The 26998-nt window shown below is 35.8% G+C and carries 33 protein-coding genes; 23 read left to right on the top strand and 10 right to left on the bottom strand.

Annotated elements, in window-relative coordinates; genetic code table 11:
- Positions 1 to 21 precede the first annotated feature (21 nt).
- Positions 22 to 1611: a bifunctional metallophosphatase/5'-nucleotidase gene (locus ACYVEC_RS14355; protein WP_275719489.1), complete on the bottom strand. Its 1590-nt coding sequence runs from the start codon at positions 1609 to 1611 to the stop codon at positions 22 to 24.
- 201 nt (positions 1612 to 1812) lie between these two features.
- Here ACYVEC_RS14355 and ACYVEC_RS14350 point away from each other — a divergent pair, with 201 nt between their 5' ends.
- The 3 genes from ACYVEC_RS14350 to ACYVEC_RS14340 all read left to right on the top strand — a co-directional run bounded on the left by ACYVEC_RS14350 (position 1813) and on the right by ACYVEC_RS14340 (position 3626).
- Positions 1813 to 2076 carry a YqkE family protein gene (locus tag ACYVEC_RS14350; RefSeq protein WP_060632170.1) on the top strand — a complete coding sequence of 88 codons (264 nt, stop codon included), beginning with the start codon at positions 1813 to 1815 and terminating at the stop codon, positions 2074 to 2076.
- A gap of 69 nt (positions 2077 to 2145) precedes the next feature.
- The gene (locus ACYVEC_RS14345; RefSeq protein ID WP_063223063.1) at positions 2146 to 2670 is read left to right on the top strand and encodes a GrpB family protein; all 525 of its coding nucleotides are present in this window, start codon (positions 2146 to 2148) and stop codon (positions 2668 to 2670) included.
- A 128-nt stretch (positions 2671 to 2798) separates the two neighbouring features.
- Positions 2799 to 3626: an aldo/keto reductase gene (locus ACYVEC_RS14340; protein ID WP_063223064.1), complete on the top strand. Its 828-nt coding sequence runs from the start codon at positions 2799 to 2801 to the stop codon at positions 3624 to 3626.
- A gap of 29 nt (positions 3627 to 3655) precedes the next feature.
- Here ACYVEC_RS14340 and lolS read toward each other — a convergent pair whose 3' ends face one another.
- Positions 3656 to 4570, bottom strand: coding sequence for an aldo/keto reductase (lolS, locus tag ACYVEC_RS14335; protein ID WP_063223065.1), 915 nt, complete (start codon positions 4568 to 4570; stop codon positions 3656 to 3658).
- A gap of 108 nt (positions 4571 to 4678) precedes the next feature.
- Positions 4679 to 4813, bottom strand: coding sequence for a Z-ring formation inhibitor MciZ (gene mciZ, locus ACYVEC_RS14330; protein ID WP_063223066.1), 135 nt, complete (start codon positions 4811 to 4813; stop codon positions 4679 to 4681).
- 74 nt (positions 4814 to 4887) lie between these two features.
- On the opposite strand from mciZ, the gene ACYVEC_RS14325 reads away from it, so the two are divergent.
- Entirely contained in the window at positions 4888 to 5427 is a 540-nt protein-coding gene (locus tag ACYVEC_RS14325; protein WP_060632166.1) for an NUDIX hydrolase, read from the top strand.
- Positions 5428 to 5451: 24 nt separating this feature from the next.
- On the opposite strand, the gene ACYVEC_RS14320 is transcribed toward ACYVEC_RS14325, so the two are convergent.
- Positions 5452 to 6003 (bottom strand): GNAT family N-acetyltransferase, encoded by a 552-nt coding sequence (locus ACYVEC_RS14320; protein WP_063223067.1) that lies wholly within the window; start codon positions 6001 to 6003, stop codon positions 5452 to 5454.
- A gap of 155 nt (positions 6004 to 6158) precedes the next feature.
- Between ACYVEC_RS14320 and spoIIM the strand changes: the two genes are divergently transcribed.
- From spoIIM to corA, 9 genes are all read left to right on the top strand, one after another.
- On the top strand, positions 6159 to 6776 hold the full coding sequence (gene spoIIM / locus ACYVEC_RS14315) for a stage II sporulation protein M (RefSeq protein WP_229200852.1): 618 nt from the start codon (positions 6159 to 6161) through the stop codon (positions 6774 to 6776).
- A 106-nt stretch (positions 6777 to 6882) separates the two neighbouring features.
- Positions 6883 to 7338, top strand: coding sequence for a ferric iron uptake transcriptional regulator (gene fur / locus ACYVEC_RS14310; protein ID WP_000392657.1), 456 nt, complete (start codon positions 6883 to 6885; stop codon positions 7336 to 7338).
- Between the two features lie 103 nt (positions 7339 to 7441).
- Positions 7442 to 7672, top strand: a complete 231-nt coding sequence (locus ACYVEC_RS14305) for a YqzK family protein (RefSeq protein ID WP_060632164.1) — start codon at positions 7442 to 7444, stop codon at positions 7670 to 7672.
- 6 nt (positions 7673 to 7678) lie between these two features.
- Positions 7679 to 8569, top strand: a complete 891-nt coding sequence (gene xerD / locus ACYVEC_RS14300; RefSeq protein ID WP_016135298.1) for a site-specific tyrosine recombinase XerD — start codon at positions 7679 to 7681, stop codon at positions 8567 to 8569.
- Positions 8570 to 8712: 143 nt separating this feature from the next.
- Positions 8713 to 9456, top strand: a complete 744-nt coding sequence (locus ACYVEC_RS14295) for a FixH family protein (RefSeq protein ID WP_063223068.1) — start codon at positions 8713 to 8715, stop codon at positions 9454 to 9456.
- 400 nt (positions 9457 to 9856) lie between these two features.
- Positions 9857 to 11041, top strand: coding sequence for a phosphopentomutase (gene deoB / locus ACYVEC_RS14290; protein ID WP_063223069.1), 1185 nt, complete (start codon positions 9857 to 9859; stop codon positions 11039 to 11041).
- A 12-nt stretch (positions 11042 to 11053) separates the two neighbouring features.
- Positions 11054 to 11875 carry a purine-nucleoside phosphorylase gene (locus tag ACYVEC_RS14285; RefSeq protein ID WP_001078444.1) on the top strand — a complete coding sequence of 274 codons (822 nt, stop codon included), beginning with the start codon at positions 11054 to 11056 and terminating at the stop codon, positions 11873 to 11875.
- Positions 11876 to 11882: 7 nt separating this feature from the next.
- On the top strand, positions 11883 to 13187 hold the full coding sequence (locus ACYVEC_RS14280) for a pyrimidine-nucleoside phosphorylase (RefSeq protein WP_001243077.1): 1305 nt from the start codon (positions 11883 to 11885) through the stop codon (positions 13185 to 13187).
- Positions 13188 to 13249: 62 nt separating this feature from the next.
- On the top strand, positions 13250 to 14212 hold the full coding sequence (gene corA, locus ACYVEC_RS14275; protein WP_063223168.1) for a magnesium/cobalt transporter CorA: 963 nt from the start codon (positions 13250 to 13252) through the stop codon (positions 14210 to 14212).
- Positions 14213 to 14246: 34 nt separating this feature from the next.
- Here the strand turns inward: corA and ACYVEC_RS14270 are convergent, their stop codons facing one another.
- Both ACYVEC_RS14270 and ACYVEC_RS14265 read right to left on the bottom strand, forming a co-directional pair.
- A complete protein-coding gene (locus ACYVEC_RS14270) occupies positions 14247 to 15536 on the bottom strand; it encodes an NCS2 family permease (RefSeq protein ID WP_063223070.1) in 1290 nt (429 codons plus the stop codon).
- A 134-nt stretch (positions 15537 to 15670) separates the two neighbouring features.
- Positions 15671 to 16342 (bottom strand): SIMPL domain-containing protein, encoded by a 672-nt coding sequence (locus tag ACYVEC_RS14265; RefSeq protein WP_460506988.1) that lies wholly within the window; start codon positions 16340 to 16342, stop codon positions 15671 to 15673.
- 160 nt (positions 16343 to 16502) lie between these two features.
- Here ACYVEC_RS14265 and ACYVEC_RS14260 point away from each other — a divergent pair, with 160 nt between their 5' ends.
- Positions 16503 to 16922, top strand: coding sequence for a MarR family winged helix-turn-helix transcriptional regulator (locus ACYVEC_RS14260; RefSeq protein WP_001003313.1), 420 nt, complete (start codon positions 16503 to 16505; stop codon positions 16920 to 16922).
- Between the two features lie 102 nt (positions 16923 to 17024).
- Entirely contained in the window at positions 17025 to 17570 is a 546-nt protein-coding gene (locus ACYVEC_RS14255; protein WP_063223072.1) for a hypothetical protein, read from the top strand.
- A gap of 24 nt (positions 17571 to 17594) precedes the next feature.
- On the opposite strand, the gene ACYVEC_RS14250 is transcribed toward ACYVEC_RS14255, so the two are convergent.
- From ACYVEC_RS14250 to ACYVEC_RS14235, 4 genes are read right to left on the bottom strand one after another with little or no spacing between them, the layout of a single operon-like run.
- Positions 17595 to 18659: an ABC transporter permease subunit gene (locus ACYVEC_RS14250; RefSeq protein ID WP_063223073.1), complete on the bottom strand. Its 1065-nt coding sequence runs from the start codon at positions 18657 to 18659 to the stop codon at positions 17595 to 17597.
- A 12-nt stretch (positions 18660 to 18671) separates the two neighbouring features.
- Positions 18672 to 19736: an ABC transporter permease gene (locus ACYVEC_RS14245; RefSeq protein ID WP_063223074.1), complete on the bottom strand. Its 1065-nt coding sequence runs from the start codon at positions 19734 to 19736 to the stop codon at positions 18672 to 18674.
- On the bottom strand, positions 19726 to 20607 hold the full coding sequence (locus ACYVEC_RS14240) for an ABC transporter ATP-binding protein (protein ID WP_063223075.1): 882 nt from the start codon (positions 20605 to 20607) through the stop codon (positions 19726 to 19728). The genes ACYVEC_RS14245 and ACYVEC_RS14240 overlap by 11 nt, the downstream gene beginning before the upstream one ends.
- Positions 20573 to 20992 (bottom strand): GntR family transcriptional regulator, encoded by a 420-nt coding sequence (locus tag ACYVEC_RS14235; RefSeq protein WP_000548038.1) that lies wholly within the window; start codon positions 20990 to 20992, stop codon positions 20573 to 20575. Before ACYVEC_RS14235 ends, ACYVEC_RS14240 begins: the two co-directional genes overlap by 35 nt.
- A 166-nt stretch (positions 20993 to 21158) precedes the next feature.
- Between ACYVEC_RS14235 and dacF the strand changes: the two genes are divergently transcribed.
- The 8 genes from dacF (at position 21159) to spoVAB (ending at position 26990) form a co-directional block, all read left to right on the top strand.
- Entirely contained in the window at positions 21159 to 22349 is a 1191-nt protein-coding gene (dacF, locus tag ACYVEC_RS14230; RefSeq protein WP_063223076.1) for a serine-type D-Ala-D-Ala carboxypeptidase DacF, read from the top strand.
- Between the two features lie 170 nt (positions 22350 to 22519).
- The gene (spoIIAA, locus tag ACYVEC_RS14225) at positions 22520 to 22870 is read left to right on the top strand and encodes an anti-sigma F factor antagonist (protein WP_000059133.1); all 351 of its coding nucleotides are present in this window, start codon (positions 22520 to 22522) and stop codon (positions 22868 to 22870) included.
- Positions 22871 to 23311, top strand: a complete 441-nt coding sequence (gene spoIIAB, locus ACYVEC_RS14220; RefSeq protein ID WP_001243399.1) for an anti-sigma F factor — start codon at positions 22871 to 22873, stop codon at positions 23309 to 23311.
- 12 nt (positions 23312 to 23323) lie between these two features.
- Positions 23324 to 24082 (top strand): RNA polymerase sporulation sigma factor SigF, encoded by a 759-nt coding sequence (sigF, locus tag ACYVEC_RS14215; RefSeq protein ID WP_063223077.1) that lies wholly within the window; start codon positions 23324 to 23326, stop codon positions 24080 to 24082.
- A gap of 137 nt (positions 24083 to 24219) precedes the next feature.
- Positions 24220 to 25746, top strand: a complete 1527-nt coding sequence (locus ACYVEC_RS14210; protein ID WP_063223078.1) for a sodium-dependent transporter — start codon at positions 24220 to 24222, stop codon at positions 25744 to 25746.
- Positions 25746 to 25844, top strand: a complete 99-nt coding sequence (locus tag ACYVEC_RS14205) for a methionine/alanine import family NSS transporter small subunit (RefSeq protein WP_000016826.1) — start codon at positions 25746 to 25748, stop codon at positions 25842 to 25844. Before ACYVEC_RS14210 ends, ACYVEC_RS14205 begins: the two co-directional genes overlap by 1 nt.
- Before the next feature lie 116 nt (positions 25845 to 25960).
- Positions 25961 to 26581 carry a stage V sporulation protein SpoVAA gene (gene spoVAA / locus ACYVEC_RS14200; RefSeq protein WP_063223079.1) on the top strand — a complete coding sequence of 207 codons (621 nt, stop codon included), beginning with the start codon at positions 25961 to 25963 and terminating at the stop codon, positions 26579 to 26581.
- Positions 26574 to 26990: a stage V sporulation protein SpoVAB gene (spoVAB, locus tag ACYVEC_RS14195; protein ID WP_063223080.1), complete on the top strand. Its 417-nt coding sequence runs from the start codon at positions 26574 to 26576 to the stop codon at positions 26988 to 26990. Before spoVAA ends, spoVAB begins: the two co-directional genes overlap by 8 nt.
- Positions 26991 to 26998 lie beyond the last annotated feature (8 nt).

Here is a 26998-nt window from a genome sequence, read left to right as displayed (position 1 = left end):
GATTGTTTATTAGGAAAATACTTAATTTACTTTTTGAATTCTTCCATCAATAACTGGCTGAATTGGTTCTTTTAATTGTTTTACGTAATCGACTAGTGCTTCAAAGTCGTTTGGACCAGTTTCTGAATCCTTCCCATTTTTAAATGATACAAATCCATCACCACCAGAAGCTAAGAAAGCATTCGCTACTACGCTATACGTTTTAGATGGAGATAATTCTTCTCCGTTTGTTAAACGTATATTTGTAACTTTTTCACCGTTTGGTTTGTTTGCATCCCACGTATATTGAATACCTGAAATTTGAAGCATTCTTGTCGTTCCTTTTTGCCATTGCTGATTTAAAATGTCGCGAATATCTTGACCTGTTAAATCTACTTTAATCAATTGGTTTCCAAAAGGCTGAATACCATATAATTCGCCCCATGTAATATCGCCAGCATCTAAGTCATTACGAATGCCGCCCGGATTCATAAGTGCGATTTGAGTTTGCATCGTTTGGCGCTGGGCATCGGCAACTAAATTTCCAAGAGTGGACTCACCAGCAGCATTTTGTTTACGGTCGATAGGTGCTGTAGATTTTCCGACAACTTCATTTACAAGTGGTGCGATTTTTTCTTTATATTGATCTAGTTTTTTCTTTACTTGTTTATCAGGTTCTACGCCTTCATGGTATGTTGTAACAACTTCAGCTTTTTTCTTCACAATATCTTTTGTTTTTCTATCAATCGTTACATCCACATCAGAGAAAGCCATTCCATAAGAGTTCGCTTGGACAATTAGTTTATTATTTACTGTACCATTTACATACGTATGACTATGTCCACCGAAAATAATATCAACTTCCGGGTCTGTTTCATTTGCAATTCGAGTAAGGTCTCCATTTGTTATACCAGATTCATCTGTTGTTCCACCGACATGAGCAAGGACGACAATAGATTTAACACCGAGACGCTTTAATTGTTGCGCTGATTTATTAATTGCTTCTACTTCGTCAGTGATTTCTACATTTTTAAGCATAGTTGGCATAACGACATTTGGTGTATCAGTTGTAACAACGCCAATGAATCCTACAGGCACACCGTTTACCATTTTTACAGTAAATGGGGGTAAAAATAGGCGACCAGTTGATTTGTTATAGAAGTTTGCAGCGACATAAGGGAAGTTAGCGCCTTTGAAATTTCCTGTTTTTTCGTGATATCCACCGTAAATGAGGCGTTTCATTTCATCGATACCTTCATCAAATTCATGGTTTCCGATTGTACCAACATCAAACTTTAAGTCATTTAAAAATTCAATTGTAGGCTCATCTTGTAATAATGCTGAAACTGGTGGACTAGCACCTACAATATCACCAGCATGTACGAGAAGTGTATTCGGGTTTTGTTTTTTCCGTTCTTTTAAATAAGTAGCTAAGTAATCAGCGCCACCAGCTTCTTTATTATTAATTTTTTTAACAGTATCTAGTTGTCCATGAAAATCATTAATACCAAGCATTTGTACGTCTATGTAGCGGTTTTGTTCAGCTGGAGTCTGAGATGGGGGAGCGGCAAATACGCTTGAAAAAGTAATGGTGCTTAAAACGGCAACAGCAGGAATAATTTTTTTCCACATAATTTAATTCTCCTTTTTTTATAATCTGACATCATACGACATAATTTTAATAGATTCATAGGATTATATCTATATAAAAATTTAGTTTTTTCGAAAAATTAACATATTTACAAAAGATGAATAATAGAGTAATGACCCTTTTTTGTTGTCGATTTCATCGTGTATCTACTATAATGGAGAAAAAAGTAAAAGGTGAGCAGCATGAAGAAAAAGAAACAAAGACAAATGCAAAGACAATCTCAAGTGAATCAACCAAAGAAAGAATCTCTTACATTAGGTGATCAATTAAATGATTCACTTATGCAGCAATTAAAGAATAAGAAGAAAGAATTGCAAGTGAGAGAAGAGAAAAAAGAGGCAGCAGAACTGGAAAGAAAGCGCCAAGAACAAAAAGAACGTGAAAAGAATAAATCATTTGAAGAACTGTTAAGTGAAAGTAGCCTTACTTGGAAAGACTTTAAATAATAAAAAAATGATCAGTGATATTTCACTGATCATTTTTTTTGACGAGCTTGTAAGAAAGGGGGAGTTAGAATGAGGAAAATTGTAGTTGTTCCGCATGAAAATCATTGGGGTGAAAAATTTCAAATAGAGGCTGAAAGATTAAAATCAGCGATGCCAGAAACGGTGAAAATTCATCATATTGGAAGTACGTCAGTGCCAGGACTGGCAGCTAAACCAATTATAGATATGATTATGGAAGTAGAGAGTATCGAAAGAGTAGATAGGTGGAATGAACGATTTATAGAGCTTGGTTACATCGCAAAAGGAGAAAATGGTATTTCAAGACGCCGCTATTTTATTCATGGAACGGAGGAAAAACGTTCGTATCATTTACACGTGTTTGAAAAAGGAAATCCAGAGATAGTAAGACATTTAGCATTTCGTGATTATATGATGGCTCATTGTGAAGAAGCAGAGGCATATGCAACTTTAAAGAAAGAATTAGCTGAAAAGTATACATATGATGGTGCGTTATATTCGGAAGGGAAAACTGAGTTTGTACGTAATGTGGATGAAAAAGCGAAGAAATGGATAGAAAATAGCGTGAATGAATGAGTTCGCATTATTTTTGAAGGTGTATAAATTTATTATGTAAACTGTACATATGTTTTGACTTTTTGCTTGAATCTTGTTGAAATAAAGTGGTGGCTTATAAAAATGTAACAATGAAAGGGAGAACGAATGTGCATATTCCAACAACTACACTTCATAATGGCGTGAAAATGCCAATGATTGGTCTAGGCGTTTATAAAGCAACAGAAGGCGACGAAGTAAAACAAGCAGTAAAAACAGCGTTAGAAGTTGGATACCGTTCGATTGATACAGCAACTGTATATGAAAATGAAAGCGGTGTCGGAGAAGCGGTTCGTGAATCAGGGATTCCGAGAGAAGACATCTTTATTACAACAAAAGTTTGGAACGACGATCAAGGATACGAGGAAACACTTGAAGCATTTGAGAAAAGCCTAAAGAGATTACAAATGGACTATGTAGATTTATATTTAATACATTGGCCAATAAGAGGGAAGTATGTCGATACGTATCGAGCGTTAGAAAAACTGTACGAAGAAGGTAAAGTGCGCGCGATTGGTGTTTCTAATTTCCATAAACATCATTTAGAACTGTTATTACCAAACTGTAAAGTGAAGCCAATGGTAAACCAAGTGGAACTTCATCCAATGTTAACACAATTTGAATTGCGTAATTTCTGTCAAGGTGAGCAAATTCAAATGGAAGCATGGAGTCCATTAATGAGAGGCGGGGAAGTATTTCAGCACCCGATTATTCAGGCCATTGCTAACAAATATGAAAAAACACCTGCGCAAGTTATATTAAGATGGGATATTCAAAGTGGAATAGTGACGATTCCTAAATCTGTTACACCATCTCGCATTCAGGAGAATTTTACTATCTTTGATTTTTCACTAACGGAAGAAGAAATGAATCAAATTAATACATTAAATCGTAATTTACATGTAGGAACGAATCCTGATAAATATGATACGTTATAAAAAGACGCTACCAGTATGGTAGCGTCTTTTTAACGATGTAAAGCATAGGTATCACATTTAGCAATTTGCTGAAGTTGTATATATTGTGCTGTTGTTAACTGTGTTTGTTTACAAGCCTGTACATTTTCTTGTAATTGTTGAATAGAGCTTGCACCAGGTATAACAGCTGCAACAGTTTCGTTATGTAAGCAATATTGAATAGCTGTTCCGGTTAAAGAGCTTTCTCTGATTACTTCTTTTACACTTGCGAGTGTCGCATATAATTCATCGTAAGAATAAGAAAGGTAATCCTTTTCTTTTACTCTTTCTATCTTTCTTGCATTATTATCAGCTAGAATTCCTTTTGCAAGTGGTCCGCGAGCAATGACACTAATTTGATGTTCATTAAGAAGCGGGAACCATTCTTCAGGGCGACGATTTAAAAGGCTATATTCCATTAATATACTAACGATATTTGAACGTTTTGCATATTCACGGATGACATTTGGACGTATAGAAGAAATACCGTAATGGCGAATGATACCTTCTTTTTTTAATTCTTCAAAGGCTTCAATTGTTTCATCTATAGGATCTTCAAGCGTCCCGCCGTGAAGTTGATAAAGGTCAATGTAATCAGTTTGGAGTCTACGTAAACTTTCTTTCACTTCAGCCTTTATGTAATCTTTAGAAGGATCCCAAGACCAGCCGTTTTTTTCGTCTGTCCATCGATTTCCAACCTTTGTTGTAAGAACGATTTGGTCTCGTTTCCCTTTTAAGGCTTTTCCAACAAATTCTTCGTTTAATCCATAATCATATAAATCTGCTGTATCAAAAAAATTGATTCCTAAATCGATTGCTTCATCGATAATACGCATAGCTTCTGTTTCAGATGTACCGAGAGACATACAGCCAAGTCCCATTTCTGTCACAAATAAATCCGAGTTTCCTAATTGACGTTTTTTCATAAGTCAACCTCCTTATCTTTATTGTACGCAAGGGAAAAGAGGTTGACAAACTTTTACTTTTTATCCCGATTGGTGAAGAGAAATAATCAGAGGGGATGCCCCCTCTGATTAAATTTTCCCTTTATTTGCTGTAATCCACTCTTGTACAGTTGTGTACTCTTTGCCATATTGTTTTAGCTTATGGCGAATTTGCCACGCTTTTCCGACTAAAGTGACGCGATTTGGTAAAATATAAACTTTCATTTCTATCACGCTCCTTTCAATGTGGTAAAATGTATGAGGAAAGAATAGGAAATAGAACAGGGAGATGAAGTAGTATGAGTAATCTTGCAGAGAGAACCGTAAAAACTGAACCAATTTTTGATGGTAGAGTTATAAAAGTTCGTGTTGATGATGTAGTATTACCAAATGGAGCAATGAGTAAACGTGAAATTGTAAATCACCCTGGTGCAGTTGCTATTATTGCTATTACTGATGAGGGGAAAATTGTGCTTGTTGAGCAATATCGTAAAGCGCTTGAAAAGGCGATTATAGAAATTCCAGCCGGCAAGTTAGAACCTGGTGAAAAACCTGAGGTGACAGCAGTTCGTGAATTAGAAGAGGAAACAGGATATGTATGTGAAAATATGGAGCTTATTACTTCTTTCTACACATCTCCAGGGTTCGCGGATGAAATTTTATATGTATATAAAGCGACAGGTTTGACGAAAAAAGAAAATAAAGCTGAGTTAGATGAAGATGAGTTTGTGGAATTGATGGAAGTATCGTTAGAAGAAGCGGTTATTCTTATGAAAGATCTTCGTATTCATGATGCGAAGACGATGTTTGCAGTACAATATTTACAACTACAAAAATAAACACTCGCCAAAGGCGAGTGTTTTTTAATTGATTTTTGCATATACGCGTGCATCACGTAAGCTACCATCTGGTGCTATGAAATCATTTTCCATTGTACCTTCTAGAATAAATTCTAAACGTTCTGCTAGGTTACATGCATTTGTATTTGTTGCATCAATACGAATTTCAATTCTTCTAGCACCTAGCTTATCAAAGGCAAATTGAATGGCACCTTTAACAGCTTCGGTCATATAACCTTGTTTTGTATAAGCACTATGCAGCCAGAAGTGAAGTGAAAACTTTGGAATATCCCAGTTTTCAGGCTTGAGCGTTATAGCTCCGATGAATGTACCAGATACTTTATCGTATAAGTGAAAATCAAGTGTTTCACGAAGTAAAAACTGTCCGTGAGCGTTACGAACGATTTCTTCAGCACTTTCTTCTGTTTCAGCGTTAATTGGCATCCACGGTACTAAGTCTTCTAGAGAAGCTTGGATTGCTTCATACACTTCTGCACCATCACCTGGAAATGGCTTACGAACTTGTAAGCGTTCAGTTTGAAATAATGTTGGAAAATCTAATAATAATGGTTTCAAGAGAAATCCCTCCTATTCTCTACTTTTTAGTTTAGCAAAGTAGAGCGGAATTTCAATGTTAATTCGTCATACTTTTTTCTTTCTTTCATACATTTTTAGTAAGAGTGTGAACGGAGGGAAGAAAAATGTGGCGAAAAACTTGGCAAGACCGTGTAATGTCTCACATACAGGAAAACTCTTCATTATATATATTTAACGCTGTTTTATTATTGATGGGAGTAATATTTGGGGCCATTCTTGTAAATAGTTTACAATTAAATCAAAAACAAGATTTATCATTTTATTTACAACGTTTTTTTGGACAAGTTTCTAAAGGAGAATTTGCTATTGCAAGCGAAATGTTTCGAGAAAGTTACTTTTCGCAATTAAAATACATTGGATTTATTTGGATTTTGGGAATTTCAATTATTGGATTGCCACTTATTTTTATTTTATTATTTGTAAAAGGAGTAGTTGTCGGATTTACAGTAGGTTTTTTAGTAAGTCAGCATGGATGGAATGGATTATTATTAGCATTCGTTTCTGTATTGCCACAAAACCTCATTATTATTCCAGTATTTCTCGTTATGACAACAATTGCTGCAAGCTTTTCCTTACGCATGATTAGGCATCAATTTATCAGGAAAATAACCGAGCCGCTATTACCATTATTAATTCGTTATACATGCTTCTTTCTTATAATTGGAGCAGTGTTAGCTCTTGCTTCTAGTGTAGAAGCTTATGCATCGCCAGTTTTAATGAAAGAAGTCGTTGAGGCTATTAATAAACAATAAATACTTTTTGAGAATAATTATCAATTTGTTTTTATTGTTTTTCTTTTGACAGAAGCCCTTCTTCTGATATAATGGTGTAAGAGTGGCGAGGAGGGAGTAGTACCGAATGGAAGAAAGAATTGAACGAATTAAGAAGCAATTACATGCAGCGAGCTACAAATTAACACCGCAACGTGAAGCAACAGTTCGTGTGCTGCTAGAAAATGAAGAAGATCATTTAAGCGCAGAAGATGTTTACCTCCTTGTAAAAGAAAAGTCGCCAGAGATCGGATTAGCAACCGTCTATCGAACTTTAGAACTATTATCTGAGTTAAAAGTTGTCGATAAGATTAACTTCGGAGACGGTGTTTCACGCTATGACTTACGCCAAGAAGGTGCGCAGCGTTTCCACCATCATTTGATTTGTACACAATGTGGTGCTGTACAAGAAATACAAGAGGATTTACTTGGTGAAGTGGAAAGGAAAGTAGAACGTGACTGGAGCTTTAAGGTGAAGGATCATCGTTTAACATTCCATGGGATTTGTAAAAATTGTCAAGAAAATGAAACGGATGAAAAATAACCTTTTCCTATTTAACTAGGAAGAGGTTTTTTATTTGAATAAGGTATAAATTGGTGAAAGCTTGGCATATGTTGTAATAACTTATATTTTGGAGGAATTTACAATGCGCCGAGCTTTAAAATTAACTTTTGATGGGGTAAAAGTATTTTTATTATTTACAAGTTGTACGATTTTGTTTTATTTCGCTATACTATGGATAAATGAAGAATATGAAAGCTATCATCGTTATGAAAAGCCAAAAGAAGAGACTGTAGAAAAAGTATCAGGGAATGAAGAGCCGGCAAAGGATGCTTTCGTAAATAGAATGATGTTTTTCTATGAAAATGGGGAGTAGTGTAGATTGGAAGATCAATTAAAAGATTTTATTCATTATATGGTTGTCGAAAAAGGGCTAGCGAAAAATACAGTAGTATCTTATGAACGTGATTTAAAAAGTTATGTAAAGTACTTGCAAAACGTAGAACAAGCGAAAAGCTTTCATGAAGTGACACGCTTGCACATTGTTAATTTTCTGCAGCACTTAAAAGAAAACGGAAAATCTTCAAAAACATTAGCACGTCATATTGCATCGATTCGTTCGTTCCATCAATTTCTACTTCGTGAACGAGCGGTAGAGCACGATCCATCCGTACATATTGAAACGCCGCAAGGAGAACGGAAATTACCGAAAGTATTATCAGTCGATGAAGTAGAGGCGTTACTTCAGACACCAAAAATGACGAGTGCTTTTGGGGTTCGTGATAAAGCGATGCTAGAGTTACTGTATGCAACAGGACTTCGTGTTTCGGAATTAATTGCCTTAAATTTAGAAGATGTACATTTGACGATGGGATTTGTTCGTTGCATAGGGAAAGGGAATAAAGAAAGAATTATTCCACTAGGAAGTTTAGCGACGGAAGCGATTCAAAAGTACATTGAAAAGGGAAGAAGAGAATTGATGGGTAAAAAAGTAGTAGATGCACTCTTTTTAAACCATCATGGGAATCGATTATCAAGACAAGGATTTTGGAAAATTTTAAAACGATTGGCGAAAGAAGCAAATATTGAAAAAGAGCTTACACCTCATACGTTGCGTCATTCTTTTGCTACGCACTTATTAGAAAATGGAGCAGACTTGCGTGCTGTGCAAGAAATGCTTGGACATGCAGATATTTCAACGACACAAATTTATACGCATGTTTCAAAAGCTAGATTAAAAGATGTATATAAACAGTTTCATCCGAGAGCATAGTTACTATGCTCTTTTTTCATAGATTCAAAAGGCTATAGTACTTCACAGAAACTTCACAAATATTTCGTACATTGTTTTCAGCAGAAGACTGGAATATTACAATGTATTTCCTCTATACTAAATAAGGTATGAAGGAGGAAATGATGATGAAAAAACTTATTATGACTTTATTTATCGCGATGCTAGCATTGGCTGGCTGTAATACAAACAAAGAAGAACCGAAAAAAGAACAGAAACTGGAAGCTGTAAAAGTAGCAGTTCAAACAAATCCGAAAGAAATTAAACCTGGTGAAAAAACAGAAGTACAAGCACTTGTTACACAAGGAAAAGAAAAAGTAACAGATGCTGATGATGTAAAGTTTGAAATTTGGAAAGCTGGCGACGAAAAGCACGAGATGTTAGATGGTAAGCATAAAGGAAAAGGTGTTTATGCTGTAGAGAAAACGTTCGAGACGGATGGAGTATACCATATTATCGCTCACACAAATGCGCGTGAAATGCATGTTATGCCAGAAGTAAAAGTGGCTGTAGGAAATGCGAAAGTAGAAGATGCGAAAAAAGAAAATAATGATCACGGTGCAGGACATGGCGATCATAAAAGCGATACAATGATCCACCTTATGGCTGGTGATATAAAAGCAAATGCTGAATCAACAATGAAAGTTCATTTAAAACAAAAAGAAGAAGCGTTAACTGGTGCTGAAGTACAACTTGAGATTTGGAAAGATGGTGTTGAAAAACACGAATTTATTCCAGCGAAAGAAGGAAATAAAGGAGAGTATGAAACGAAACATACTTTCAAAGAAAACGGTTCTTACAAAGTAAAAGTTCATGTTAGAAAAGGTGAACTGCATGAACATAAAGAAGAAACAGTAGAAGTAAAATAAAAAGCAGCTCTTTAGAGCTGCTTTTTATTTTTGTCCCGTTATTTGCGGGTTAATTAAAATTTCATTTTATATGAAGAAATAAATCATAAAATAATTAGCACTTCTGTGCATAATGGATTACAATAGAAGTGTGAAGAAAATGAGAAATTCTACGAAAATGTATTAAAAAGAAAGCGTAAACATGTTATGATATCAGTATCAGATGTCTGACATCTGACTTAGAAAAAACTAGAAATGTTTTTGCGTCGTTTCAAGGTAAACGAAATAGGTTAGAGAATGATTTAAAGAAGTACTGTTTGATAATGAGAACGAAAGATAATTCTTATGGAGAACAGTTTCACTTTATAGCGTTTTGAACATACTACAAGAAGTAGAACTGAACTTATAGGAGGTCGCAGTTATGAATAAATATAAACGTATATTCCTAGTCGTAATGGACTCTGTTGGAATCGGTGAAGCACCAGATGCTGAACAATTTGGTGATTTAGGATCTGATACAATTGGTCACATTGCTGAACATATGAATGGATTACAAATGCCTAACATGGTGAAATTAGGCCTTGGTAACATTCGTGAAATGAAAGGCATCTCTAAAGTAGAAAAACCACTTGGATATTATACAAAAATGCAAGAGAAATCTACTGGTAAAGATACAATGACAGGACACTGGGAAATAATGGGTCTTTACATTGATACACCATTCCAAGTGTTCCCTGAAGGATTTCCGAAAGAATTACTTGATGAATTAGAAGAAAAAACAGGCCGTAAAATCATCGGTAATAAACCAGCTTCTGGAACTGAGATTCTTGATGAACTTGGTCAAGAACAAATGGAAACAGGTTCTTTAATCGTTTACACTTCTGCTGATAGCGTATTACAAATCGCAGCACACGAAGAAGTAGTGCCGCTTGATGAATTATATAAAATTTGTAAAATTGCACGTGAATTAACGTTAGATGAGAAGTATATGGTAGGTCGTGTTATTGCTCGTCCATTCGTTGGTAAGCCTGGAAGCTTTACACGTACACCAAACCGTCATGACTATGCATTAAAACCATTCGGCCGTACGGTAATGAATGAATTAAAAGATAGTGACTATGATGTTATCGCTATCGGTAAAATCTCTGACATCTATGATGGTGAAGGGGTAACTGAATCGCTTCGTACGAAGTCTAACATGGATGGAATGGATAAACTTGTAGATACATTAAATATGGACTTTACAGGTCTTAGCTTCTTAAACTTAGTTGACTTTGATGCATTATTCGGTCACCGTCGTGACCCACAAGGATACGGAGAAGCTCTGCAAGACTATGATGCGCGTCTTCCAGAAGTATTCGAAAAACTAAAAGAAGATGATTTATTATTAATTACAGCAGACCACGGTAATGATCCAGTTCATCCTGGTACTGACCATACACGTGAATATGTACCGTTATTAGCATATAGCCCAAGTATGAAAGAAGGCGGACAAGAGTTACCACTTCGTCAAACATTTGCTGATATTGGTGCAACTGTAGCAGAAAACTTCGGTGTGAAAATGCCAGAATACGGAACAAGCTTCTTAAACGAGCTAAAGAAATAGGGGGATAAACAAATGAATCGTGAACTTATTACAAAATCAGCTTCATACTTAAAAGAGAAATTTCAAGAGACACCACAAGTAGGACTAATCCTTGGATCTGGACTAGGTGTATTAGCAGATGAAATCGAGAACGCAGTAACAGTACCTTATAGTGAAATCCCTGAATTCCCAGTTTCAACTGTAGAAGGTCATGCAGGTCAACTAGTATTCGGTACACTTCAAGGTGTAACAGTAGTAGCAATGCAAGGACGTTTCCACTTCTATGAAGGATACGATATGCAAAAAGTAACATTCCCAGTTCGTGTTATGAAAGAACTAGGTGTAGAAACAGTTGTTGTAACAAATGCAGCTGGTGGTGTAAATACATCATTCGAACCAGGCGATCTTATGTTAATTTCAGACCACATTAACTTCATGGGTACAAACCCATTAATCGGACCAAATGATTCTGAAATGGGTGTACGTTTCCCTGATATGTCTACATCATATACGACAGAACTTCGCGAAATGGCGAAACAAGTTGCAGCAGACTTAAATATTAAAGTACAAGAAGGTGTATACGTTGGAATGACAGGTCCTGTATATGAAACACCTGCAGAAATTCGTATGCTTCGTACACTTGGCGGAGATGCAGTTGGTATGTCAACAGTACCTGAAGTAATTGTAGCGCGTCATGCTGGTATGAAAGTACTTGGTATTTCTTGTATTTCAAATATGGCAGCTGGTATTTTAGATCAGCCACTTCACCACGATGAAGTAATCGAAACGACAGAACGTGTTAAAGCTAACTTCTTAGCATTAGTAAAAGCAATCGTAAAACAAATGAAGGGGTGAACTCATAATGAGAATGGTGGACCTAATTGCAAAAAAACGTGACGGACATGCATTAACGACAGAAGAAATTAACTTTATTGTTGAAGGATATACGAATGGTGATATTCCTGATTATCAAGTAAGTTCACTTGCAATGGCAATTTTCTTCCAAGATATGAACGATCAAGAACGTGCTGATTTAACGATGGCAATGGTAAATAGCGGTGATACAATCGACTTATCGGCTATTGAAGGGGTAAAAGTAGATAAGCACTCAACAGGTGGTGTTGGTGATACAACAACACTTGTATTAGGTCCATTAGTAGCCGCTTTAGGTGTACCTGTTGCAAAAATGTCTGGACGTGGTCTAGGACATACTGGTGGTACAATTGATAAATTAGAAGCAGTTCCAGGATTCCATGTTGAAATCGAAAATGATGAATTCATGCGTCTTGTAAATGAAAACAAAATTGCAGTTATTGGTCAGAGTGGAAACTTAACACCTGCGGATAAAAAGTTATATGCACTTCGTGATGTAACGGCAACAGTAAACTCGATTCCGCTTATTGCAAGCTCGATTATGAGTAAAAAAATTGCTGCTGGTGCAGATGCAATTGTTCTTGATGTAAAAACTGGAGCAGGTGCATTTATGAAAACAGATGAAGATGCAAAACGTTTAGCAGAAGCAATGGTGCGCATTGGTAATAACGTTGGCCGTAATACGATGGCTGTTATTTCTGATATGAGTCAACCACTTGGTGAAGCTATTGGTAACGCACTTGAAGTACAAGAAGCAATTGATACATTACAAGGTAAAGGACCGAAAGATTTAGAAGAGTTATGTTTAACACTTGGAAGTCAAATGGTATATCTTGCTGGACAAGCTTCATCTTTAGAAGATGCACGTGAGAAATTAATTGAAGTAATGAACAACGGTAAAGCGCTAGAATCATTTAAAACGTTCCTATCAGCGCAAGGTGGCGATGCATCTGTTGTTGATGATCCTTCTAAATTACCACAAGCACAATTTAAAATTGAAGTGGAAGCGAAGGAAGACGGTTATGTATCAGAAATCGTTGCAGATGAAATCGGAACAGCAGCAATGCTTTTAGGAGCAGGACGTGCGACAAAGGAATCTGAAATTGATTTAGCAGTTGGTTTAATGCTTCGCAAAAAAGTAGGGGACAGCGTGAAAAAAGGTGAATCCCTTGTTACAATTTACGCAAACCGTGAAAATGTGGAAGATGTAAAAGCAAAAATTTATGAGAACATGAAGATTGCTAACGAGCATGTAGATGCACCAACATTAGTGCACGGCATCGTTACTGAATAATAAAGAAGGGCCAGGGAGTATTTCTCCTTGGCTTTTTTTGCTATTTTTTGTTTATAATAATAATGGGTGAAATTATGATTAGAATTTGTGCAATAACAAAAACAGATGAAGTATTATATGATGTTTCGCTAGAAGAAACAACGAAAGACCATATTGTATGGTATTGGCTAGATTTATATAAGCCAACGAAAGAAGAGTATATATACATTTTACAAGATCATTTTAAGTTCCATCCCCTTGCAATTGAAGACTGTATAGAATATGTACAGAGACCAAAAGTTGATTTTTATGATGGATATAACTTTTTAGTTCTTCATGCATTTGGGGAAGATGGACTAGAACCGCACGAAATCGATTTATTTATAAGTGATCGTTATATTGTTTCTTTCCACTTTTCTCATAACAATGCAATCGAAAGAGTATGGAAAACACTTGGAGAAAAGAAGCGTATTAAAAATAGTCCTTTACACGTAGCTCATACAATTATCGACCAAATTGTAGATGACTATTTTGCGCCTGTATATTACATTGAGGATCATTTAAATGCAATTGATGATAATTTAACGGGTGAGACAGCAGGAAGTGTACTAGAAGAGGTATTTGATATACGTGCAGATTTATCAAAGCTAAGGCGTACAATCATTCCGATGCGTGATTTATTGTATCGTATTTTAAATTCGACTCGTTTTTACGGTATAAGTGATCATGAAATTTACTTTAAAGATATACATGATCATTTGCTTAAACTGACAGAAATGATTGAGGCAAGCCGAGAGTTAACGGCAGATATTCGAGATAGTTATTTTTCATTAAACTCACATCATATGAATAACATTATGAAAACATTAACTGTATTCTCGACTATTTTCATGCCATTAACATTTATTGCAGGAGTATATGGAATGAACTTTACGCATATGCCAGAGCTTGGTGGACAATATAGTTATTTTATTTGTTTACTTATCATGGCGTTAATTGGCGGGGGAATGATGGCTTGGTTTTATAAAAAAGGTTGGTTTAAGTAAAAAAACACCGAGGAAAATTCCTCGGTGTTTTTACTTAACCAATAGCATGTAATACGAACATGGCTAAGAATAAGCATGTAATGATATACATAGACGGTGCGACTTCTTTACGCTTTCCAAGAGCAACTTTTAAGATAGGATAAGCAATAAATCCGAACGCAATGCCATCAGCGATACTATATGTGAGCGGGATCATGACGATAATTAAGAACGCTGGAAATCCTTCTGAAAAATCGTTCAGAGGAATTTGTTGAATGCTTGTAATCATCAGGCCGCCAATAATAATTAAGATTGGTGCAATGGCACTATCAGGAATTAGTTTGACAAACGGAAGTGCAAACAGTGATGCAAAGAATAACAACCCTGTAACGATAGACGTCAGACCTGTCTTTCCGCCTGCAGTAATACCTGCGGCACTCTCTACTGTCGATACGGTAGGGCTTGTGCCAAATAGACCACATGTCATTGCAGAAATTGCATTGGCTTGGTAAGCACGCGGGAATTTACGGTCATCTTCTAATAAACCGTGCAGAAGTCCCATGTTCTCAAAAATAAGCACCATGCTTAAGGAGAATGTTGCAATCCAAAATGGTAAGGAAGAAAGTTTGCCAAATGACATAGCTCCAAACACATCGCCGTAATTAGCGAATGAGAATGAACTATTTCCGATTTGACTTGTATCAACAAGACCAAATAGCCATGCGATACCAGTTCCTATTGCAATCGTCCATAAAAAGTTTCCACGTACGTTACGAATAAATAGTACAAGTGCAACGATAAGAGTAAGCACGGTCGCAAGAACGACAGGGTTACTTAATTTACCCATTGCAACAGCCGTATTTGGATTCGAAACGACTAAACCACCTTTTTGCAATCCGATAAATGCTAAAAATAATCCGATGCCGACAGTAATAGCTTCCTTTAATGACTTTGGAATTGATACTGAGAGCACGCGAGCGATTGGTGTAAACGCAGCAATTGCAAAAATAATACCAGAGATGAAAACAGCTGCTAATGCTTCTTGCCAAGCTAATCCGAGCGTATGCACAGCAGTGTACGTGAAGAATGCATTTACACCCATACCAGGGACAAGAATAGCAGGTGCATTTGCCCAAAATGCCATGAGCAGACATCCGACAAATGAACTGAAAACAGTTGCTAAAATTCCAGCTTCAAGAGGAATGCCAGCATCTGATAAAATTGATGCATTTACAATCATAATATATACGATTGTGAAAAATGACGTAACTCCAGCTAAAACTTCTTGTTTTGGTGATGTTTCGTGTAAACCTAATTTAAATGTACTTTCAAGTATTCCTTTCATGTTAAACCTTCTTTTTCATATCCCTCTCCCACCCGTGATATCTCTTTTGTAAGAGCTCACCGTCCTTTATTATATCAGAACATCATGTTTTTACAACAAGGAAAATGATAACGTTTACTTATAAATGAAATTATTTATAAATACGTAAAAATCGCTCGTATTGTGGAAATAATCTCTAGTTCTCCCGATTGAATGGGCGGGGCTGCCTGTGCATGTAAAGTAGCATAGGACGTCACTTCCCGTGGCAATTGGGCAGATTCTTCAACGAATGAGAGTGGAACAGGATTAATATTTAAATTGTATGTACTCGCAATAGCACGAGCTTTTTCTACCGCTTGTTGCAGAGCTTGAATGAGAGCTTGCTCATAATATTTATTTGGATGAGATATTCGAAACCGTAATCCTTTTGCTAAGTTTGCCCCATTTGAAACGGCTATATCATATACTTCCCCTGCTTTTTGTACATTTAAAACGGTAATTTCATACAAATGTTCCACACGATATCCTTGTAGTAATGCTTTATCATTTATATATTCGTATTGGGGCGTAATCGCATACGAAATGGTTTCTATATTTTTGTCGGCAATCCCTAATTGTTTCAGTGCATCTAGTAATTGTTTTGATTGCACTGCATTTTCTTCTTGTGCCTGTTTCACATTTTTATGATCTGTACGAATACCGATTGTTAATATAACAACATTTGGTTTTGCCTTTACAACACCTTCACCTTGCACCGTAATGGTAGCTTCTTTACCAGTATTAGCTGTACGTACGTTGTGTAAATAAGGGTTCATTCCACCTTGCATGTTCCATCACCATCCTTATTTATATATATATGTGTGAACAAAAAAGAAATTTGTATGAAAAAGTTACATAAATGGTAATGTTAAAAGAAAGAAAGCATATACAACAAGGGTATTTATAGATTATAATATGTGTAAATATGATAAAAAAGGGACGAGGCTAGTGAACGAAAAAAGAGAAACACTGATTTTAGAATTATCCGGATCATTTCGAAAGATGATACGTTTATTACAAAATGATATTAATACACGTTTTGCAGAACATATGCCATACAATGAATTTTCTGTATTACGCGCGTTATTTTTAAACAGTCCACAGATGGCTTCGCAAATTGCGAGTGAAGTAAACGTAACCTCCAGTCATATTACAGCTGTTACTGATCGTCTCGTACGAAAAGGGTTTGTAGAAAGAAAGCGTTCAAATTCAGACCGTCGTATCGTGTACTTAGAAATTACAGAACACGGAAGAGAAGTAACTGAAAAACTTGAAGCTGTGCGTAAAGAATATTATAAAGAGAGATTTAAAGGTTGGAGCGACCAAGAAATAGAAATGGTGTTAGAGCTATTTGGCCGCGTATTATAATAAATGAGGATAGGAAGCGAAAGCTTTCCTATCCTTTTTCTTTTGAATAAAAATATTTTGAAACTCCAATACTTTAATTAAAAAGAATCGGAGTGAAAAATTATGAAACGTATTTTTACGCTTTTCATTATGATTGGAAGTTTTTTCTGCTTTCATCAATTCGCGGATGCTGCAACGCCTCTTCAAGTCGTTCAAAAAGAATTACAACATATTTCAAATAAGCAACCTGTTTTATATTCAAAACTATGGATTCGCTCTATGCAGAGTGCTATTTTATTTCATCATAGTGATAACATTCGGCATGAAGACACGATCAGCAATGTAACAAAGTCTTCTCTTGTAAAAGTAAAACAACTTCCACTTCAGAAAGCATCGCAGTACATCCCAAGATTATCACAATATATTTCTAAGTTTGAGGCTGAGAATGTGCAAGTGTATTATGTTGCAGCTCGTTATGAAGTGAAAAAAGAGAACCCATACCAACTAAATGGAATGAATTATTTTATGCAAGTGTTTATTCAACAAGGCGGAGAATGGAGAATTGCTGAAAGCATAGTTGCTCCAACAGATCAAATCGTGGCAAATGGTGACGGGTTTGGAACGAAGCAAGAAAAAGAGTATGGGAAAAGAAGAGAGAATGTAAAATAACCTCCTCATCAAGAGGAGGTTATTTCATTTAAAATTCCAAGAGACTTTCCATTTTAATATTTTAGGTAGGAGGAAATACGTAATGAAACTAGTTACTAAAAATCCGATGTAAAAGCTGTACAATGACTGTGCGCGACTTAGTATTAAACCTCCAACGATTCCACCAAAGAAAATCGCACAACCTAATACTACTTTTTGTAGTTTTGGATATAGTAAATAGTTACCATTTCGCTCATTGACTGAACGGGCATATAAATATATACCGAGTGGTAATAAAATAATGATATGTGCGATAGGGCCAAGCAATGTTTTTGCCGGAGGAATCTTTGTAAAGTTTGGTTCGTTATGACGTATTCCATTTTGATCAGTATAAGCGCTTTGTGGATCATAATTAAAGTAAATATTAAAATCTTCTGCTGGACTAGAAATACGTATGTTTTCCATCACATTATGTATAAGGCCATTGTCCATATGAAATTCAGTGTTTGAGTGAACAGCAATGACTCCTGATATTAGAGATGGAAGTAACGCTGGGAAGATTAATATAGCTGCAGTAAGAAATCCTTGCGATATCACATTTCCAGCGATTGTTCCTATACATAAGGCAAGTGTATAAATAGCAATTAATACAATTAACATGTATATAAAGTAACTATGAAAGGGGGAGAATACTTGATATTTATTATGAAAAGTCAACTTTTTCATAATAGCAAATAGTCCCCAGTTTAAAACGACAACAGCGGCGATATTACAGATTCCAAACAACCACTTTGTTATATAAAGGTGCGAACGTTTAAAGGGCATAGACCATAACAAGTTGCTAGCGTTATTTTGTCTTTCCCATCCAATTAACGTACAAGCTAGAACGATTAGCAAACTACCTAACAGCATGATAGAATCTAGAAGTGTTAAATCAAAACTGTAATGATATATAGCTTTCCATTTTTTATTCATATTTAGAAAATATTGCTGTTGAATAGAAGTCATATAGTATTTATATGACAAAGTATAGAAGCCGACGAGCCAAAATAACCATACAACATATTTACTTTGTTGATATGTTCTTAGCCATAGTGCTTTTTGAAACATAGGATCTCTCCTTTAAAAAACTTTATAATTTGTTAGGCGTGATAATACAACATAAGTAATGATTCCAGCGAGAAACAAACTAATATAGTAGTTAGGTAAGAAAAAAAATTGATTGATTTTATAGCCACCTAGTAATGCAAAGTAAATGGTTGTCCCCCATATACATATTCGTAAATGCTTTTGGAAAATAAATATCTTTTGACTGTTTTCATTTGGCGATCGTGTATATAAATATGTTCCAAGTAGTAAGTAAACTATTGTATAAAAAATAGGGACTAACATCGATTTAGCTGAATAATAGTAATAAGATGCTGGATCTCTTAAAGTAGTTGAATCCTTTTCTTTTTTACGTAATTCAGGATCATAATGGTAATAAATCGTGAAATTATATATTGGTGCAACTATATTTGTTTTTTGATTGATTTCATAAAGTCGTTCATAGTGCTTATAATTTTTAGTATTGGTAGCCTCTAAATGGTTTAGCGTAAAAGTGTACACTAGTGGAATAAATGTAAGCCCCATTAGTAGCCATGGAATGCAAAAAATGACCTGTGAAACAATGCTTCCAGTAAAAGTACCGATACATAGTGCAGCTGTATAGACTGCAACATAAGAAACTATCGCATAAAGAAAGTATCGGTGAAATGGACTAAATGATTGATAATCAAAATGAATAGTTGTTCTATAAATAACATACATAAGAACCCAATTTATAAGTAACGAGCTCACAATACAAAAGGAACCAAAAATCCATTTAGATAAGAAAACATCTTTTCTTTTAAATGGCATTGTCATAAGTAGTGTATTAGATTGGTTGCTACGTTCCCATCCTATCAATAAGCAGGCTAAAGCAATGATAAGAACAGTTAACCAAAAACTATTACCTTCCCCTGGCGAAAAGGCATAAAAATAATAATAGTGTTTTCCTTTTTCTTGTAATTCGTAATACGCATCAAGTTGTCTCTGAGCACTTCTATAGTAGCCAAAAGATAAGAGATAAAGCGAACTAAAGAAGAATAGTAGTACAGCATATTTCCCGCGCTTCCAATTCCACATCCATAACGCCTTATGAAACATACCCATCCTCCTCAAGTGTCGTAACGAAGACATCTTCAAGTGACATTGTTAATTCTTCAATGAGTATAGGTTGCTCTTTATAAAACTTCTCAAGTGTTGTAGCCACATTTCCTTCGATTAAGATTGTATATACTTTTCCTGTTTGATTTAATATTTTAATATTGCTCAAGTTTTCTAGTTTTTGAGGTAGTGAACGTTCGTAAGCTACTTGTATTTTTGCAAATCGTGATTTTGCATCGTCTAGTGATGTAATAGAAGATATAGTATGGCCTTTTAATATAATGATTGTATCTGCAATTTGTTCCACTTCATCTAAATGGTGAGTTGAGATGAAAATCGTAATCTCTTTTTCTGCAACCTCTCCAACGAGAAACTGTAAAATCTGCCTTTTCACGATAGGATCAAGTCCGTTTGTCGGTTCATCTAAAATGATATATTCTGCTTTTGTAGAAACAGCTAAAATAATCGCAAGTAGTGCTTTCATTCCTTTTGAATAACTACGAATTCGTTTGTTTGGTAAGTTAAAACGTTCTAACAGTTCATAGAAATAGGCTTCATCAAATGCGGTGTAAACAGCTTTATAAAACTTTACAATTTCTTTTACTGTATATCCGTTCAGTATGTTAGTAGAATCCGGGACATATACGATTTTTTGCTTTATTTCAGGACACTGATGAATGTTTGTATCTTCATATGTAACAGTCCCTGCATCAGGGTCTAAAATGCCGACCATCGTTCGTAATAAAGTTGTTTTCCCCGCACCGTTTCTTCCGAGTAATCCGATGATACTCCCTCTTTGCAATGTGAAAGAAACATCATCTAAAATCGTTTGATTATCAATCGTTTTCTTCAAGTTTGTTACTTTCAACATCTGCATTTCCTCCAATCTCTTTATAGTATGAATCTATCCAATCATGAATTTTATCTTTCGTAACACCAAGATAAGAGGCTTCTAATAGTAATTGATGAAATTGCTTTTCAACCATAGCGATTTTCCTTTCGTCTAATGTTGGGGTAATCGATTGGGATACAAATGTTCCTTTTCCTCGTAATGTTTCAATAATCCCTTGTCGTTCTAACTCTTGATACGCTTTACTCACTGTATTTGGATTGATAACGAGTAAAGAAGCGAGTTCGCGTACAGAAGGAAGCTTGTCACTTGGAGCTAACATGTTTTTTAATACGAGTTCTTTTATATTCTGAACAATTTGTTCCCATATCGGAGTGTTGCTTCTTGGATCAAGTTGAATATGCAAGAGCAATGTCTCCTTTCTAGCATGTATTAGGTGTACTACTCCATGTAATACACTTAATACAATATAGGCAATGAATATATTTGTCAACCGAAAATATTAGAAAAATATGGTATTAAAAAATAATAAATTGGAAAAAATAGGTCTGATATAGAATGGAGGGTTAGTCATGAAGCGAGTTTTTGGAATACTTGTTTGTTTCATGTTATTGCTTTCTGGTACTTCAGTTAGTTTTGCACAATCTGAGAAGACGAAGCAGGAGAAAACAGAAGAAACAACGCCTAAGTTAGCAGAACAAGCATCATCAGCAATTGTAATTGAACAAGATACAGGTAAAGTTTTGTTTGATAAAAATCCAAATGAGAAGTTACCACCTGCTAGTATGACGAAGATTATGACAATGCTATTAATTATGGAACAAGTTGAAAAAGGAAAACTAAAACTGACCGATAAAGTTAGAGCGAGTGAACATGCAGCTTCAATGGGTGGATCACAAATCTTTTTAGAGCCTGGAGAAGAGATGACTGTAAATGAAATGCTAAAGGGTATTGCCATTGCATCAGGGAATGATGCATCTGTTGCAGTAGCGGAGCATATCGCTGGTTCAGAAGAAGGTTTTGTAAATATGATGAACAAAAAAGCAAAAGATTTAGGATTGAAAAACACTCATTTTCAAAATCCGACAGGTCTTCCGGCTAAAGACCATTATTCCACAGCAAATGATATGGCTATCATGGCGAAAGAATTGATGAAGTATCCACTTATTCGCAAATACACAGGTAAATACGAAGACTATTTACGTGAAGATACGGATAAGAAGTTTTGGCTCGTTAATACGAATAAGTTAGTGCGTTTTTATCCTGGAGTAGATGGTGTGAAAACGGGCTTTACGACAGAAGCAAAATATTGTTTAACAGCATCGGCTGAAAAGAATGGGATGCGCGTTATTTCAGTTGTTATGGGGGCACCTACATCGAAAGAACGGAACAATCAAGTAACAAAGCTTCTTGACTACGCATTTGGTCAATATATGACAAAGAAATTGTATACACGAGGCGAAAAAATTAAGACTGTCCAAGTAGGGAAAGGGAAAAAAGAAAAAGTAGATTTAATTGCGTCAGACAATGTGTCTCTTCTTATGAAGAAGGGCGAAAATATGGACAAAGTAAAGCAAGAAGTAATTGCTGAAAAGAAAGTGAAAGCGCCGATTAAAAAAGGTGACGCACTTGGTACACTTGTTATTAAAAAAGATAAAGATGTTTTATTAAAACAAACAATTGTAGCAAAAGAAGATGTTGCAGCAGCGAGCTGGTGGGAGTTATTTAAAAGAAGTTTTGGGATGTTTTCAACATCAAAATAGCGGCAAACATTTTGCCGCTTTTCTATTCGTATGTAAGTAAATAATTGCTGAATGGTTTCACTTTATGACGAAATAGTTCTTCTTTTGTCGGTAGGAAGGATTCTAATGTTGTATCACGAAAATCTTTATGTATGTAAATGAGTAAAGTTTGAGCATAAGGAGGAAATCGTGTGAGTCTTTCCATGCAATTAGAAGTAAAACGTGACGTCCTATGTGTGAGACTAGCGGGTGAATTAGATCATCATACTGCTGAAGAGTTGCGAACGAAAGTAACAGATATGATTGAAACACATGGTGTTCATCATATTGTTTTGAGCCTAGAGAACTTATCGTTTATGGATAGTTCTGGTTTAGGTGTTATATTAGGCCGATATAAGCATGTAAAGGGATTAGGTGGAGAAATGGTTGTTTGTGCAATTTCACCGCCTGTTAAACGTTTATTTGAAATGTCGGGCTTATTTAAAATCGTTCGCTTAGAAGAAAGTGAAGCGCATGCGCTCGCGACGTTGGGGGTGGCATAAATGAGAAATGAAATGAACCTTCAATTTTCAGCATTAAGTCAAAATGAATCGTTTGCTCGCGTTACAGTAGCTGCTTTCATTGCGCAACTTGACCCAACGATGGAAGAACTTACGGAGATTAAAACAGTTGTGTCAGAAGCAGTTACGAATGCAATTATTCATGGGTACGAAGGAAATGCAGAAGGTGTTGTTTATATTTCTGTAATTTTGGAAGAAGCAATGGTGAAACTCACGATTCGAGATGAAGGGATTGGCATCTTTGATTTAGATGAAGCGAGACAACCCCTTTTTACAACTAAACCTGAATTAGAGCGTTCCGGAATGGGATTTACTATCATGGAAAATTTTATGGATGAAGTAGAAGTTATTTCAAACGAATCTTTCGGGACAACAATCCATTTGACAAAATACTTATCAAATAGTAACGCTCTATGCAATTAAGGAGAATAGCCTATGGACATAGAGGTCAAAAATGAGAAGAAGAAACCTCAGTTAAAGGACCACGAGCTAAAAGCGTTAATTCAAAAAAGTCAAGATGGAGATCAACAAGCAAGAGATACAATCGTTCAAAGTAATATGCGTCTCGTATGGTCGGTTGTGCAGCGTTTTCTTAATCGTGGATACGAACCAGACGATTTATTTCAAATTGGATGTATTGGGCTCTTAAAATCGGTAGATAAATTTGATTTATCTTTCGACGTGAAATTTTCAACATATGCAGTTCCAATGATTATTGGCGAAATACAGCGATTTTTACGTGATGATGGATCAGTGAAAGTAAGTAGGTCTTTAAAAGAAACAGGAAACAAAATTCGAAAGATGAGAGACGAGCTTTCGAAAGAATTTGGAAGGGCTCCAACGATTAATGAAGTAGCTGAAGCGTTGGAACTAACGCCAGAGGAAGTGGTTCTGGCGCAAGAAGCGAGTCGTGCCCCTTCATCCATACATGAAACGGTGTATGAAAACGATGGAGATCCAATCACTATTTTAGATCAAATTGCAGATCAATCAGAAACAAAATGGTTTGATAAAATTGCTTTAAAAGAAGCAATTAGAGAATTAGATGACCGAGAACGTTTAATTGTGTATTTACGCTACTATAAAGATCAAACGCAATCAGAAGTAGCGGAACGAATAGGCATTTCGCAAGTACAAGTTTCAAGACTTGAAAAGAAAATATTAAAACAGATGAAAGATCGAATAGATGAATAGCTATCTATTCGATCTTTTTTTATGAATTTAATAGGAGGGGATTGTAAACTTTCGTAAAAATTAACAGAATTTATTGATAATTTAGTAAATTTAAAATATAATCCAAGTATGAACTTGTCACAAAGGGGGAAGGGAATATGGAAACGAGGCAACAATGGGGAACGAGGGCTGGATTTATTTTCGCAGCGGTCGGCTCTGCCGTTGGATTAGGAAACATATGGCGTTTTCCTTATACAGCGTATGAAAATGGAGGAGGCGCATTTTTTTTACCGTACTTATTCGCATTATTAACGACAGGTATTTCATTATTGGCGTTTGAATTTGCTCTTGGGCATCGCCATCGTGGTTCAGCACCACTTACATTTTTCCGTATTCATCCGCGTGCTGAATTTATTGGATGGTGGCAAATGTGTGTAACGTTTATCGTTTCAACATATTATGCAGTAATTATTGCTTGGTCTATTTCCTATACATATTTTTCAATTACTGGTGCATGGGGGGAAGACACGGAATCATTTTTATTTAAAGAATATTTACAGGTTGCAGATAAGCCAGGACAATTTGGAGGGCTTGTACCAGAAGTATTAATCCCGTTAGCTCTTGTTTGGATTATTGTGCTTGGTGTTGCATTCAAAGGAGTTAAAAAAGGAATCGAAGTCGTTAACCGCATTTTCATTCCTTTACTAGTTGTTATGTTCCTTATTATCGTAGTTCGTGCAGTGACGATGGAAGGTGCGATGCAAGGGTTAGATGCATTCTTCAAACCAGATTGGAGTCGTATTTTTGATGGGAAAGTATGGCTTGCAGCTTATGGCCAAATTTTCTTTAGCTTATCTTTAGCATTTGGAATTATGATTACGTATTCTAGTTATTTACCAAAAAACTCAGATACAACAAATAATGCTTTTATTACAGGATTTGCAAACTCAGGATTTGAATTATTAGCAGGGATTGGGGTTTTTGCAGCTCTTGGATTTATGGCAAATAATATGGGAGTACCGGTTGATAAAGTAGCGAGTGCTGGTGTAGGACTTGCGTTCGTAGTATTCCCGCAAATTATTAATGAATTACCGATGTCACCATTATTTGGCGTATTATTCTTCTTATCGTTAACAGTAGCCGGAATTACATCACTTATTTCACTTGCAGAAGTATGTTTTGCTGCTGTATCTGAAAAGTTCAGCCTAAGCCGCCAAAAAACAATTGGAATTATGGGGACGCTTCTCGTACTAGTTTCTCTTGTTTTTGCAACACGTGGCGGGCTTATGTTCCTAGATGTTGTTGATTACTTCGCTAATAACTTTGGATTAATCACAATTGCATTAGTGGAAGTAGTTACGATAGGGCTCATTCTACGCCGTTTACCAGTTTATCAAAACCACGCAAACTTCGTATCTGATATAAAGTTAGGGACGTTTTGGAGAGTGAGTTTACTCGTTATTACCCCGCTTATGTTAGGGTACATGTTAATTGATGGCACAATCCAAAATATTAAAAAGAACTACGGAGACTATCCAACGGAGTTTGTCGTAACATATGGTTGGTCAATTGCAGCAGCGTTCCTTATCGTTGCACTAATCATTAGTCTAAAGAAATGGAATGCACAAATACATTCAGATTCTGCTAAGCTTGAAAAAGAATGGAAAGATCGAGGTGTTTCATAATGAGTGGATCAGCGATTATGATGATGGTGATTGGTATAGTAGTCATTTGGGGAGGACTCGCATTAAGTATTGCAAATTTATTTAAGAAAAAGGCATAAACTAAAAAACATCTGTACCGAAATGGTACAGATGTTTTTTTATGAAAAAATTGTATTAGAAAAAAATTCAATAACCATACTACAACTACGAGGAAGAGTGAAGAGGTGAATGAAAATTGGAACAAACAATTTATATCAAAATGCGTAATCGATTAAAAGTTTCTCCTACGTATGAAGTAAAGCTGGGTGATGTTGCTCAACTTGCTGGAGATGCTCTGGTAGTTCAGTCGTTACAGGATGAGGTAGTTTACAAAATAACAGCGCATGATAAGACGCATGTTGTAATTGATGTTATGAAAATTATTGAGATTATTCAACAAAAAGCGGCCCATATACAAATTAATTTACTTGGTTCTGGACAAACTCTTGTTGAAATTATATATGAAAAAAAGAAAGTACATCCGATTTTCTTCGGACTTGTATGGTTGTTACTTTTCATTGGAGCAGCCCTTGCGATCATTTATTTCCATGAAGATGTAAGTATGCAACAAGTACATCAGCGGTTATATTACATGATTACGGGAGAATTTAAGGCGCAACCACTTCTATTTCAAATTCCTTATTCATTAGGTCTTGGGTTAGGTATGGTCTTATTTTTTAATCATGTATTTCAAAAGCGAATTAATGAAGAGCCGAGCCCGTTAGAAGTTGAGATGTTCCAATATCAGCAGTCACTGGATCAATATGTAATTGTCCATGAAAACAAGGATAATATGAAACAACTTACCGATGATTGAGTCTGGGCTTGTTATTTTAATTGGTTTAGCGGGAGGAATTGCAGTAGGTAGCGGATATGTCGCATTTTTAGCTGTACTTGGAATAATCCCCCGCTTAGCTCAATTAACGAGAAGTGGAAAGCATATTCAATATTTTGAGTGGGCGGTTATTGCAGGTACGTTAACAGGGGCTTGGTGTAGCTTGAAAAATGTTACATTTCAAACATCGCAATATTGGCTTGTTATATTAGGTATATTTTGTGGCACATTCATTGGAATGCTTGCGGCCGCATTAACAGAAGTTTTAAATGTTTTACCTATTTTAGCGAAACGAGTAGGGGTAGAAGGGAAAATCGTTGTTTTACTCGTTGCTCTTGTACTTGGAAAAGTAATAGGCTCGTTGTTTCACTGGATTTATTTCGTAAAGTAGGAGGCAAT

It is taken from the genome of Bacillus sp. MN7755, assembly GCF_054771475.1.
Note: the sequence above shows the minus strand (reverse complement) of the source record. Positions and strands in the feature narration are given on the sequence as shown.